10 protein-coding genes are annotated in these 14112 nt (G+C 47.6%); 8 read left to right on the top strand and 2 right to left on the bottom strand.

Annotated features, from left to right (window positions below):
- Nucleotides 1–104 precede the first annotated feature (104 nt).
- Complete coding sequence (locus tag KGF65_RS02795; RefSeq protein ID WP_050338923.1) at nucleotides 105–1019, bottom strand: prenyltransferase; 915 nt, start codon at nucleotides 1017–1019, stop codon at nucleotides 105–107.
- A gap of 142 nt (nucleotides 1020–1161) precedes the next feature.
- Between KGF65_RS02795 and KGF65_RS02800 the strand changes: the two genes are divergently transcribed.
- Nucleotides 1162–2139 (top strand): polyprenyl synthetase family protein, encoded by a 978-nt coding sequence (locus KGF65_RS02800; protein ID WP_050338922.1) that lies wholly within the window; start codon nucleotides 1162–1164, stop codon nucleotides 2137–2139.
- A gap of 936 nt (nucleotides 2140–3075) precedes the next feature.
- Here the strand turns inward: KGF65_RS02800 and KGF65_RS02805 are convergent.
- Nucleotides 3076–4050, bottom strand: coding sequence for a Gfo/Idh/MocA family protein (locus KGF65_RS02805; protein ID WP_216748275.1), 975 nt, complete (start codon nucleotides 4048–4050; stop codon nucleotides 3076–3078).
- A gap of 140 nt (nucleotides 4051–4190) precedes the next feature.
- Between KGF65_RS02805 and KGF65_RS02810 the strand changes: the two genes are divergently transcribed.
- From KGF65_RS02810 to KGF65_RS02840, 7 genes are all read left to right on the top strand, one after another.
- Nucleotides 4191–4829, top strand: coding sequence for a glycoside hydrolase family 73 protein (locus KGF65_RS02810; RefSeq protein ID WP_101873852.1), 639 nt, complete (start codon nucleotides 4191–4193; stop codon nucleotides 4827–4829).
- A gap of 88 nt (nucleotides 4830–4917) precedes the next feature.
- Nucleotides 4918–5505, top strand: a complete 588-nt coding sequence (locus tag KGF65_RS02815) for a xanthine phosphoribosyltransferase (RefSeq protein WP_050338918.1) — start codon at nucleotides 4918–4920, stop codon at nucleotides 5503–5505.
- 30 nt (nucleotides 5506–5535) lie between these two features.
- Nucleotides 5536–6084 (top strand): DUF2179 domain-containing protein, encoded by a 549-nt coding sequence (locus tag KGF65_RS02820; protein WP_050338917.1) that lies wholly within the window; start codon nucleotides 5536–5538, stop codon nucleotides 6082–6084.
- A gap of 110 nt (nucleotides 6085–6194) precedes the next feature.
- On the top strand, nucleotides 6195–7373 hold the full coding sequence (locus tag KGF65_RS02825) for a 5-(carboxyamino)imidazole ribonucleotide synthase (RefSeq protein ID WP_050338916.1): 1179 nt from the start codon (nucleotides 6195–6197) through the stop codon (nucleotides 7371–7373).
- Nucleotides 7374–8596: 1223 nt separating this feature from the next.
- A complete protein-coding gene (gene pcrA, locus KGF65_RS02830; protein WP_216748276.1) occupies nucleotides 8597–10864 on the top strand; it encodes a DNA helicase PcrA in 2268 nt (755 codons plus the stop codon).
- A 16-nt stretch (nucleotides 10865–10880) separates the two neighbouring features.
- Nucleotides 10881–12920: an NAD-dependent DNA ligase LigA gene (ligA, locus tag KGF65_RS02835; protein WP_105924189.1), complete on the top strand. Its 2040-nt coding sequence runs from the start codon at nucleotides 10881–10883 to the stop codon at nucleotides 12918–12920.
- Nucleotides 12917–14092, top strand: a complete 1176-nt coding sequence (locus KGF65_RS02840) for a CamS family sex pheromone protein (protein WP_216748277.1) — start codon at nucleotides 12917–12919, stop codon at nucleotides 14090–14092. Before ligA ends, KGF65_RS02840 begins: the two co-directional genes overlap by 4 nt.
- Nucleotides 14093–14112: the final 20 nt, after the last annotated feature.

A 14112-nucleotide genomic window follows, 5' to 3' on the forward strand; every position in this document is an offset into this window, starting at 1 on the left:
TGAACTTAAGCAAAAAAACAATCGCGACAAGAACTCATTCTTGTTGCGATTGTTTTTTGTGACCGGTAGTCATCATTTAAGTTACGTAAAGGTACAAGTCGAAACTAGTTGAAAATCAATCCTAAGCCCATGAATACGATAAAGGAGAGACAAATTAAGGTTGCGTTTTTGATTGAGATTGTGAAAGTTTCCCGTTTGACCTGCTTGTGCATGAAGATGCGGGTGTTTTTCCAAACTGGAATGATACTGATTAAAGTCAGGAGGCTGAACTTCGGTAACACGCCCATGATGACCGCAATCACCAGGCAGGCATAGCCCGCAACGTAACTCCAGGCGAAGACTTGAAGCATGACGGGTTTGCCAAGGTAATACAGAATGGTGTGCCGTCCCAGTGCAATATCTTCATCCATATCACAAATGTTATTGGCTAACATAATATTTGAAATCGCGAAGATGGCTAATCCTGAGGCAATCAACACGCCTAACGTTGACGACCAGCTAAGTGGGGCGACGTCGTAAGTATTAATAAAGACGGCAATCCAGAAAATCATGAAGCCCATCGTAAAGCCGGAGAAGAATTCACCGAATGGGCCTTGTGAAATTGGCTTGGGACCGCCAGCATAGAAATAACCAACCGCGTAGGAATAAATCCCCATCCATAGCAGTGGCAGGCCCGTTTGCGTGACGAGCCATAAGCCGATAATCAGCGAGATACCAGCCAATCCAAACGTAATCAGGCGAGCCTGGCCAATTGAAATCTGGTTGACGCCGACCACGTTGGTTTCCTCAAGAAACGCCTGATTATCGTCGTTACGTGGCGCGTGCAGGAAATCTTGGTAGTTATCATTGGCATTAGTTGCCATATGAAAGAGGGACGACGCGATGAAAAATAGCAGTAGATAGCCGAGATGCAGCTGATGATAATTATAAAACGCGTACATACTCCCCAAAACGAACGGTAACACGCTCGCAATTAAAGATTTTATTTCGACAAATTCAAGAAACACCTTTGGTTTCAATGATTTACACCATCCTTTTGTTTGACAACCTAACCAGTTATTTGTACCTTTAGTATAGATTGTATTTTAGAATGTGACTGGCTGCAAGTGTCGGCGTCTTCACGCCCCGGAGCCATCTCTATAAAAAACGGGGGATTTCATGATGATGCAAACCATTTGGCAACCTAATAGTGCCGTAGCAAATGAACTAAAAGCTTTAAAACCGTACCTGGCAGCAAACGTTAAGATTGATAACGCTGCGATCAATCAGCGCGTCCATCAATTATTAGCGGCGGGTGGAAAATTTTTACGGCCGGGCTTTTTTTATTTGTTCAGTCAATTTGGAACTGAGCATGATTCAGTTCGTTTACAGGCGGGCGCGGCGGCCATGGAGCTATTGCACGTGGCGACCCTGATTCACGATGACGTAATTGATGAATCGCCAGAACGCCGCCATGTCACCACCATTCATCAAGATTATGGGCAACGAAACGCGATTTACGCGGGGGACTTACTGTTTACCTGTTATTTTGATCAAGTCTTGATTGCGGCTAAGTCGGCGGATGATATTCGAATCAACACGGCCGCGATGCGCGCCATTTTGCAGGGGGAGCTCGACCAGATGTCCCATAACTACGACCCCACCACGACTGTAGACGACTACTTGGCAATTGCCAGAGGGAAGACAGCTCGGTTATTTAGCCTCAGTTGTGAACAGGGCGCGCACTTTGCGGCTGCTCCTGAAAACGTTGTCAAACTCGCGCAACAAATTGGCGAACGCTTAGGATTGGCCTATCAAATGCTCGACGATGTCCTCGATTTTGCAGGAGACGAAGCTTTGACCCAAAAACCAGTGCTCAACGACCTCAAAGACGGCGTGTACTCGTTACCGTTGATTTATGCGCTGACCGCTGACCCTAATCTGGCGACGATTTTGCCACAGCCAGGCGATAAAATCAGTAACGAGCACCTGCTAATGATTCGCGACCAGGTGATTGCCCTCGGCGGTGTCACTCAAGCCCAACAACTGGCGACACACTATACCAAAACGGCACTGAATTTAATCGACCAGCTACCCGCCGGCGAGACGCAACAGACCATCCGACGACTGGTGACGGAACTGTTAGTACGTAATCATTAGGACGGGTTTGGCTATAAATATCAGTCCAATGACGTGTGCTAGTTAGTCTTTAGCATTAAAGATGATTAAATCATGCCAGTTAGTTCGGATTACTGTTCGTCAGCCGATGCGCGTCCGATTCCGACTTCCGGGGCCGGCTGACAATTGCTGGAACGTAAGCCGACATCGATTTGAACTCACGCAGAAACCCACTGCGTAATTTCAAATACGAGTCTTATTCTAAGCCGGAAGCAACCCACTTCCAGCTAAGAATAATTTGGCTACTGAGCATTGTCAGCCAGCCCCTCCAGTCGGGAACCCGCTCGAATGGCAGATGAACGGCCACCTAATTAGGTACAATTGGCCGCTAAATGTAGGGAGACTGGCCCTTCAGACAAACTTTGAATTGGTATCGTTAATGCTTTACGACATTTGAGTACTGAGAAAATCGCCTGAATTTGATTCATTAATTTCAATGGACGCTTGTCTTGAATTTACTCGATAAATTACCTGCGTTTATAATTCGAGATTTTGCCATCTCAAACAACTAGGGAAAGTTTTGACAAATCCAGTGAAATTGCTGATTCGAAAAGTTAAAACATGGTTTAGAAAGCTTAGTTATCATTAGAAACTAATCTGACAGTTGAATGTCAAAATGACCTTGGACTATGAATCAACGACTAATCTAACAAAAAGTTGAGTTCGCATACGTCTGTCTTTCGAATACTGTCCCGCCTGGAAGCCGGAGTAGGACGCAGCTATCCATCAGTTTTACGTTAACTCGCTTTGTTTCCAGCGGGTCTCAGCTGGCTGCTTTTGACCTTAAGAAATGGCATGATCCATGACAAGCAAACCAGCACAATGCGTGTGAATTCAAATTAAAAAACCAGCTCACAAGCACATGATCAGTGAATTCTGACCGCGTCCTTGTGAGCTGGTTTTTAAGCACGAACAACGTTATTTTTCAAAGGGGTAGCGGAAGTCCCATTGGGTGCGTGCGGCGGTCATGATTGCCATGACGTCGGTCGTTTTCGCCAGACTGGTATTCCGTAATTCGCCGGCGACCATTTTCTGCATGTCAGCGATTTCGTAATTCATTGCGTTGGTACTATCGCCGGCAGTAATCGTCTCCGTGTGGCATTCATTGTCGGTAAAGGTGGCGGTGTCGGCGCGTGGATAGGTGTCGACGGTGAAATAGCCGTTTTCGTACGCAACGATGCCACGTTTAGGCATCTTGGCCCGAAACGTCAACGCGACCGTTGCCAATTCATCGTTGGCGGTCCGCAACGTGATGGTCGAGGATTCGTCGACACCACTGCTGAAACGGTGCATCGTGGTTCCCGTTAAGTAAGGTGTGGCGGTCAAGAATTCTTCGACAAAAGCGAGGGCGTAGACGCCAATATCAAGCAGCGCACCACCCGCAAGGTCCGGATTGAAGAACCGATTCGTCGGGTCAGGTTCTTTGAAGCTCCCAAAACTAGCCTGGACCATTTTCAGATCACCAAGGTGCCGTTCGGCTGCGAAGTCGTGTAACCGTTCATAGAGCGGCATGTGGTAAAGCGTCATGGCTTCGGCCAAGATGAGGTGGTTGCTGGCAGCGACTTCCTTAGCAATTGCGAGTTGGGTGCTCGACATCGTAATCGCTTTTTCACTCAGCACGTGTTTGCCAGCCCGTAATGCCGGCAAAATGGTGTCGATATGGTAGTTGTGTGGCGTTGCCACGTAGACGATGTCGACCTGGTCATCGGCAAGCAGGTCATCTAAATTCCCATAAGCCTTTGGAATGTCATGTTCGGCAGCAAAAGCACTCGCTTTGGCTTGTGAACGTGAGCAGACGGCGTAAATTTCGCCATCGGGTTGATCAAAATATTTAACAAAGCTATGGGCAATGTTACCCAGGCCAACGATGGCCCAACGATAAGTTTTCGACATTGAAAAGTTCCTCCTAGGATTAATCGAATGTGAACACTTACATTTTAGCAAAAAAATAAGAAATTCGCGCTTGATAATCATGTAAAATTAAGCCAAAAGTCGGTAAAATGGGTGTAATTAGTCAGAAGGGAGCATTGGGGATGGCGAAAAAGCGACGACGGCCACGTAAACGAGCGCGTTCACAACTATTCGTGAAAAAGGGCCGTCTTCAATGGCTCAATATTTTAGTCGTGCTTATGGCAATCGTCGGCATGGTCTGGTTCATTCAACACAATTGGACTTCAGCGACCTCGCATTCAACGACCGATACGCTCCCAGCGACGTCACATGCGGCCTTTATCAAGAAGCTCGCGCCCGCAGCGCAACAGCTGGACCAGAAGTATCACGTGCTTGCGAGTATCACGCTGAGTCAAGCGATTCTGGAATCGGATTGGGGCAAGAGCACGAACGCTACGGAAAATAATAACTTGTTTGGCGTCAAATCGGATTCGGGGCGGTTGATGACGACCCAGGAGTATTATGATGGTGCCTATCATACGGTCAAACGGCGCTTTGCGGTCTACGATAGTTGGCACGCCTCACTGGTCGACCATGCCAAAAAATTAGCGTTTGGTACGACTTGGGATTCTCAGCACTACGCCGCGGTCATTAAGGCTACGGATTACAAGGTCGCAGCCAAGGCATTACAGACCGCTGGCTACGCGACCGACCCAAGTTATGCACAAAAATTAATTAATATTATTCAAAAATACGACTTACAACGGTATGATAGAGAGTAAATAAATCAATAAACGCGTTGTCAAAATTCGTGACTAACATTAGTGGCGAACAATGTGTGGCTTGTTGATTTCACTCTAGGAGGTAACTATGCGAGAACTTGAAGAACGCATTTTGAAGGATGGCCGGGTACTTCCCGGTGAAGTGTTGAAGGTGGATGGCTTTTTGAATCACCAAGTCGATCCAGATTTGATGTTTGCGATGGGAACTGAATTTGCCCACCGTTTTCAAGATGCGGGCGTCACCAAGATTTTGACCGTTGAATCATCCGGTATCGCGCCGGCTGTCATGGCTGGTTTAGCGATGCACGTACCGGTCGTGTTTGCACGGAAACACAAATCCGTCACGCTGATCGACGATTTATACACGGCTGAAGTTTATTCATATACGAAGAAGACGTCCAACCATATCTCGATTGCCAAAAAGTTCTTACAGCCCGGTGAAAAGGTCCTCTTGATCGATGACTTTTTAGCGAATGGTCAAGCCGTTCAAGGCATGTTTGAAATTTGTGACCAAGCTCAAGTGACGATTGCAGGCGTGGGAATCGTCATTGAAAAAGTCTTCCAGACGGGTCACCAGATGATCGTCGACCGCGGTGTGCGGCTAGAATCATTGGCTCAGATTACGTCCTTTGACGGGGACCGCGTTCACTTTGCTTCAGAAGACGTGGATGCGTAAGTTTGAACTCAAAAAGTAGGGGGGACTATGATGCAAATTGACGTTGGGATGCTGGTCCTCATTTTTGTCATCAACTTCGTCTACATTACGTTAAACACGGTGCGGTTTTTGCTGGTGATGCGCGGCTATCGGTACTTCGCGGCCTTCGCCAGTGTCATTGAAATTACGATTTACGTCTTAGGGCTGTCACTGGTGCTTGACCGCTTGCATAATCCAATCAATCTGATCGTCTACGCGCTCGGCTACGGCGTCGGTGTGTACGTCGGGATGGTGATTGAAGACCACCTGGCCCTGGGTTACACGATGATTTCAGTCATTTTGCCGGACCCGAAGTCAAGTTTGCCCGGCATCTTGCGGGAAAATGGCTTTGGCGTCACCCAGCACGCGGCGTATGGTCTGGAAGGTGAACGGCTGGCGCTGGAGATTTTAGCCCCACGCAAGAACGAACGGCGCCTCTATGATTTGATCAAGGACGCGGCGCCCAGTGCATTTGTCATCGCTTACGAACCGCGCTATATCTCTGGTGGCTTTTGGCTCAAACGGGTCAAACGACGCAATGCGCGGCGGAAAAAACAGTGATAAACTTGCAACCAGGTGCACCAGCAAGTATGATTGTTACAGGTTAATCAGCGTTAAGTATGAATCAATAATCAAATTATTATTTTAAGCATAGGAAAGTAGGGACTGAAGTGGACAACTCGATTTTAAACCCAGGTGGTACGCTTGGCATCATTGGAAGTAGTACTAATGGTGTTGGATTAGTAATTGCCGCGCGTAATGCTGGCATCAATGTCGGGGTATACGGCGATAACGAAAATACAGAGACCATGGAACTGGCAGATTTTCGCGTTGTCGGAGCCCTCAATGACCAACAACAGTTACAAAACTTTGCGGAACGTTGCGATATGGTGACTTATGAATCAGAAACCATTGACGCGTCCGTCATTAATTTCTTGGCGGCCCATACCCGGGTTCCTCAGGGTGCGGATGCGCTTGAAATCACGCAGGATCGCTCTTTGGAACGGGCGTTCTTTAGTCAACTTAACTTGAACGTGGCGCCGTCTGCCACTATCGTCAGCCTGGACGATGTCTATCAATCAATCGGTTCGATTGGCTACCCAAGTATTTTGAAGCCGATTCAAAAGGGGCTTGGTCAGAATCGCCAGCTGGTCATTAAGACGCAGACGGATATCGTTAAGGCTGCCGACTTGCTCGACTGGGGAACTTACCTGTTAGAATCCTTGATTCCCTATGATAAGGAACTCTCAGTCTTTGGCGCTAAGAGCGGTGACACGACCGCCTTTTTCCCAACGGTCGAGAACCGTTATCAAAATCATGAATTAGTCGCCTCAATCGTACCGGCTCAGATCGATTCAGCCGTTAACGATGAAATGTTGCGGATTACTAAAGAAATCAGTGACAACTTGAACTACACTGGTGTCTTCGAAGTGGCTTTCTTCTTGACGAAGAGCGGCAATTTATATGTCAAACGGGTCGTCCCTGCCATGCACCAAGCGGGTTACGTCTTCGAACGGGCCACGAACATCAGTATGGCTGAACAACACTTACGGGCGATCGCTGGCTTACCATTGATGCCGGTCAAGCAACTAATGCCGGTGGTCGCAGCTTACTTCACGCCGGCTCAAGAAAGTGGCATTCGGACGCAGTGGCAGATCAAGACTAACTGGTTCTTCAATTTCTATCACCGGACACTGCTACAAGCGCACCGTGCACCAGTTGCTGGTCACGTGCTCGTTGAAGCACCGAGTGTCAAAGAAGCCCTCGAACAGATTGAGGACACCAGTATCTGGCGCTTCGGTCAATCCACGCCAGCTGAGACTGAAACTGATACCGAAGACGATGTTTAATTGCAGTCATCAATAATCAATAATTTCAAACTAGTTGTCGGCAGTGCTGGCTAACTAGATCATACATAGTCGTTTCAAGATGTGATCTTCTTGGGGCGGCTATTTTTGTGACGCATTCAGGTCACGATCGCCAGCTGAGGACCGTTGGGAACAGTGTAAATCTGCAGTGGTGGTGGCGTCCTACCGACTTCCGGGGCCGGCCGACAATTGCTGGAACGCAGCCGAACATCGATTTGAGCTCACGCAGAAAATCACTGCGCAATTTCAAATTCGAGTCTTATTCTAAGTCGGAAGAAAGTCACTTTCGACTACGAATAATTTGGCTACTGAGCATTGTCCGGCGGTCCGGCCAGTTGGAAAAACGTTCGAATGGCAGATGAACGGCCACCAATCCTGGCGCAACTCAGCACTGAATAATTAAGAGACTGGGAACTTCAATCAAACTTTGAAGCAACGTCGAGGACGACTTCAAGCAGCTAAATACTGAGAAAGTTGTTTGAAGACTTATAACTAGTTTCAACGGAAATGGGTATAGTCATAAAGTTGACAAAAAAGAATTACCAAACGATTAGCCTTGAACACATCGTCATCTCAGTCAACTAAAAAAGCTCCGATAACGTTCAGTGATGATGATGGTCTCTAGAATGAAAATATGGGTAAGATAGCATAGAAATTATCAAACGTCAGTCCTACAGTGGAATGGAAAAACAACGGTTTGCTAAGAGCCAACGACCAGTCTATCCAAGGTTGAGTCCGCACATGTCTGCCTTTCGAATACCATCCCAGGATGGAAGGTGTTTCTGACAATGCTCAGCGATGAAATTCCACTTAGCAAGCGTTTTTGGCTTGGTTAGTGGAAGACCAGCATTTAAGACGTGGGTTGTCGGCTTAAATCTGTATCCATCGCGTTCCAGCGTTGTCAGAAATACCTGGAAGCCGGTATAGGACGGACTAACTAAATAGATTTACACTAACTTGCCTTACTTTCCAGCGGGCCATAGCTGGCGGTTTTGACTTTCGCAGCTACTACAGTCAAAAACAATTCAATTTGAAAGTTAATAAAAGCTTATGTAAGCACGAGGATGGAGTAAAATTAGGGTGTGTCGGTTGCCAGGGTCGTGAGTGGTATTTTTGTCCGCGATGACGGCTTTAAAGTTCAGCAATCATGCCCAAAATTTGCTATAATGTTTGGTGACTGATTTTTAGAAAGGGTGGCGAACAGCGTGTCGAAAGAAAGCCTATTGGCAGGAATGAATGACAAGCAACAGGAAGCCGTATTAGACACAGAAGGACCGCTACTAATTATGGCCGGTGCTGGCTCGGGGAAGACGCGAGTACTGACACACCGGGTAGCTTATTTAATTGAAGAACGAGGGGTCAACCCTTGGAACGTCTTAGCGATTACCTTTACCAACAAGGCCGCACGTGAAATGCGTGAACGGGTCGGAAAATTGCTAGGGGAATCGGCACAGGAAGTCTGGGTCTCAACGTTCCATGCATTGTGTGTTCGGATTTTACGTCGTGATATCGAGCAGATTGGTTACAACCGGGCGTTTACGATTGCGGGGACTAGTGAACAACGGACACTGGTCAAACGAATTTTGACGGAACAAAATATTGATTCGAAGAAGTTTGACCCGCGCTCGATTTTGTCCGCGATTTCGAATGCCAAAAACGATTTGCAGACGCCTGAAATGTATAAGGAATCCGCTGCAAGTCCTTTTGAAAGTGTTGTTGCGGATGTTTATTTACAATATCAACGCGAACTGGCTGCCGACCAAGCAGTCGATTTTGATGACTTGATCATGCTGACGATTCGGTTATTTAAACAAAATCCGGAGACGTTGGCTTGGTACCAAAATAAATTCCATTATATTCACGTGGATGAATATCAAGATACGAATAACGCCCAGTACACATTGGTCAACTTGTTAGCAGACAAGTATAAGAACCTCTGTGTCGTTGGGGATGCCGACCAATCCATCTATGGTTGGCGGGGTGCCAACATGGAAAATATCCTGGATTTTGAAAAGGATTATCCACAAGCCGACACCGTGATGTTGGAACAAAACTACCGATCAACGAAGACGATTTTGTCGGCTGCTAACGCGGTCATCAATAACAATTCAACGCGCCGGCCGAAGAAGTTATGGACGGAAAATGAATCGGGCGACAAGATTTCTTACTATCGTGGTCAAAGCGAGAGTGACGAAACGCATTTTGTGATTGCCAAGATTCAGGAGAGCATGCAAGCCGATAATCTTAATTACGGTGACTTTGCCATCCTGTATCGAACCAACGCACAGTCTCGGGTCATGGAAGAATCGCTGGTCAAGGCCAACATTCCTTACACGATGGTCGGGGGCAACAAGTTCTACGACCGCAAAGAAATTCGCGATGTTTTGTCCTATTTGACACTTGTCGTCAATGATCAAGATTCAATGAATTTTGAACGGGTCGTTAATGAACCCAAACGTGGTATTGGGCAGACTAGTGTTGAAAAGCTTCGGTTGTTTGCGGATGAAGCAGGTTATTCAATGCTCGAAGCCGCTAGCAACGTCGATATGGCCAACGGTATTTCAGCGCGGGCCAAAGGGGCATTAGCTAAGTTTGCGGCAACGATGAATGAATTACGCGCGATGCGTGAATACTTGTCAGTGACTGATTTGACGCAAGAAATCCTGAACCGGACTGGGTACATGAAGGCCTTGAAGGATGCCAAAGCAACCAAATCACTAGAAGCTCAGGCACGGATCGAAAACATCGAAGAATTCTTGTCCGTTACCAAACAATTTGATGATAGTTATCAACCTGAAGATGAAGACAGCGATAAGTTTGTTGATTTCTTAGCTGACTTAGCCTTAGTCTCGGATGTCGATAACGTGGAAGAAGAACCGCAAGCTGTGACGTTAATGACGCTGCATGCGGCTAAGGGGCTGGAATTTCCAGTCGTCTTCCTGATTGGTTTGGAAGAGGGCATCTTCCCATTGTTGCGTGCGATGATGGATGAAGATGAATTGGAAGAAGAACGACGCTTAGCCTACGTTGGGATTACCCGGGCTGAAAAGAAGCTGTATTTGACCAATGCCTACTCACGGATGTTGTATGGTCGGCGTCAAAACAACCCGGCATCACGGTTCGTGGAAGAAATTGAACCGGACTTAATCAAGAATGAAAATACGTTGGATGGCGCCAGCAGCACTGGGCCAAAAGTGCCGTTTGGTAACGATCGTGAACGGCGAGCCTTTACACCATCCTACAAGAAGAACCCAGTCGGAACGCGTGCCACGGTCAAAAAAGCCGCTGGAACGGGTGCTGACAAGAATAGTTGGTCAATCGGTGATAAAGTCAAGCACCGCAAGTGGGGTACTGGAACGGTTGTGAAGGTGACTGGCGCTGGCGAGGATGCTGAATTAGACATTGCCTTCAAATCTGAAGGGATCAAGCGTTTATTAGCGGCGTTTGCACCGATTCAAAAAGTACAAGATTAGTTAGGAGGACTAGCTGATGGCAGACGAACCCAACACAATGACCGTCACACAGGCGGCTGAAGAGGCGGCGACTTTACGGCAAACGTTAAATGAATGGCGGCGGCAGTACTATGATGAAGACGCACCGAATGTTGAAGATAGTGTTTATGACCAAAAGTATGAACGCTTAGTCGAACTTGAACAACAATTTCCGCAATTGGTCACGCCCGATTCGCCAACGCAATTAGTTGGTGGGACGGTCAAATCTGGTTTTGACAAAGTCACTCATGAGATTCCAATGTTGTCATTAGGCGACGTCTTCTCACAAGCCGAATTGCAGGAATTCGCGGACCGGTTGGAACAAAATGTCGGTCATGCGGTGGATTATAACTGTGAGTTGAAAATCGATGGGCTCGCGCTCTCCTTGCGTTATGAAGACGGGGTGCTCGTTCAAGGGTCTACTCGTGGTAATGGGACGGTCGGTGAAGACATCACGGCCAATATCAAGACGATCAAGTCGATTCCACAACGATTGACCAAGCCATTGACGATTGACGTTCGGGGCGAATGTTATATGCCGAAAGCGGCGTTTGCAGCGTTGAACGAACGGCGAGAAGCAGCCGGTGAGCCGGTCTTTGCTAATCCGCGGAATGCGGCAGCTGGGACGTTGCGGCAGTTAGATTCACGCGTGGTCGCCGAACGTCAGCTGAGTACCTTCATGTACAACATTGCCGACTATGAACCGCTCACAGCCCGGACGCAGAGCGACATGTTGACGGAGTTTGCTGACTTAGGGTTTGCGATTAATCCTGACTTTAAGGTCGCCCATTCGATGAGCGAAGTCTTTGACTATATCGATCAGTATCAAAATGAACGACCAGAGTTGGCGTATGGTATCGATGGGATCGTCATCAAAGCCAATCCATTACCACTACAACGGTCATTAGGTGCCACGGTCAAAGTACCACGGTGGGCGATCGCGTATAAATTCCCGCCCGATGAACAACCAACGACCCTGTTAGATGTTGAATGGACGGTTGGTCGGACGGGCGTCGTCACGCCAACTGCAGTGATGGAACCCGTTCAATTGGCGGGGACAACGGTCGCTCGCGCGTCTCTGCATAATCCGGATTACGTTGCGGTTAAGGACGTCCGCATCGGCGACACCGTCTTGTTGCACAAGGCTGGCGATATCATTCCCGAAATTTCATCGGTCGATTTAAAACAACGGCCAAAAGACGCGCAGCCGCTCGAGATTCCAACGGATTGTCCGTCATGTGGCGCGCCACTGGTTCATTTGGAAGACGAAGTGGCGTTACGGTGCATTAATCCGAAGTGTCCGGCGCAAGTCCAAGAAGGGCTTGTCCACTTTGCCTCCCGTAATGCGATGAACATCGATGGCTTAGGGCCACGGATTATTGCCCAATTGTATACCAATCATTTGGTGGCGGATGTCGCTGATTTATATCGATTGACGAAGGACCAACTGTTAACTTTAGATAAAATAAAAGATAAATCTGCTGAAAAGCTCTTGACAGCAATTGACCGTAGCCGTGATAATTCACTTGAACGGTTATTGTTCGGCCTTGGTATTCGGCACGTTGGCGCGAAGGTGGCTCGCCTGATTGCGCAACATTTCGGCACCATTGAAGCGTTGATGGCGGCGAGTCAGGAAGAAATTGCGGCCATTGATTCGATGGGTGACGTGATTGCAAACGCCGTCGTTCAATATTTTGAGAGTGACGAAGTGCATACGTTGATCAGCGAATTGCAAGCCGTTAAGGTGAATACCACGTATCAAGGCCCTAGTGCCACCGTGGCAGAAGATAGTAATAGCTGGTTTGCAGGTAAACGGGTCGTTTTAACGGGTAAGCTGGAAAGCTTCACCCGTCCTGAAGCGACGCAATGGCTGCAGGCCCATGGTGCCACGGTAACGGGGAGCGTCTCGAAAAAGACCGACCTCGTCATTGCAGGTAGCGATGCCGGAAGTAAGTTGCAAAAAGCACAGCAGCTGGACATTACCGTATGGGATGAAGCCCGGTTCAGCGAAACAATGAGGGAGGATACACAAGCGTGAATGTCAAACGCATACGCACGATTGGTCTAGTAGCAATGGCTGCCATTGTTCTAGCCGCCTGCGGTAATTTAAAAAATTCATCATTTGGCTCGAGTAGTAGCAGTACCACGACGACTGGGACGAAAACGACCACGACGACTGGGACGACCGACAGCGAATTTTATCAAGGTGTGATCAAGAATGGTCGGTACCGCACGAGTAAGTCTCGTGGAATCGCCGCATCACAAAATGATAACGTCATGAATTTGAAGAGCTTTGAAAGTGGCCTCTTGGACGTTTCTAAGAAGGTCTTTCCAACCAGCAAGTACGTCTTCCAAGAAGGCCAGTATTTGAGTTCGTCAACGGTCGAAAATTGGTTGGGCCGTAAATCAAGCAGTAATTCTGAAGGCTTGAACCCGAAAAGTAATGGTAAGACTGGGGAGACGACCCGGAATCCGATTTACTTACAACAGCTTGAAGAACAGGACTACATGGTCCAAAATGGGAGTAAGCTGTCCCTTGGTGGGGTTACGATCGGGCTCGGGATGAACTCTGTCGATTACTATACTAAGGTTGAATATGGGGCGACCTATGAGACGAACATTTCAACGACTGAATTAACGGCACAAGGGAAGAAGATGGCTAACACCGTCTTACAATGTTTGCGTCAACGTTCAGCTTTGAAGAGTGTCCCAATCGTATTAGCCCTCTATAAGCAATCATCTAACGATAGCTTAGTGGGCGGTGACATGATTGCCTACGCCGTGTCTAAGAATGGGTCGACATCAATTTCCAATTGGACCTCATTGAACTGGAAGAATTACGTCTTCCCAGCAACCTCAGAGTCTAAGAACTCGGGCGCTAATAGTAACGATGAATCAGACTTTAGTCAATTTAAGTCGCATGTTCAGAACTTCTTCCCGAACTTGTCTGGTGTGACTGCCAATGCCCACTATAAAGACAAGTCGTTGAGCAAGTTAAGTGTCAACATTACCACTAAGTTCTACAGTGAGACTGAAATCATTAGCTTTACGCAGTACTTAGCGACCGCTGCAAAACGGTACTTGCCATCTGGGATTCCAGTGGAAATCACGGTCAAGAGTGCCAATGGCGATATCCAAAGTTTCTTAGCGCGGACTGCGAAGGGTAGCTCGTATTACACCCACGTCTTTAGTGACCAGGGCGACGATTAAATAATTAAGTAGATTTGAGA

It is taken from the genome of Lactiplantibacillus sp. 30.2.29, from assembly GCF_018991255.1.
Taxonomy (GTDB): domain Bacteria; phylum Bacillota; class Bacilli; order Lactobacillales; family Lactobacillaceae; genus Lactiplantibacillus; species Lactiplantibacillus pentosus.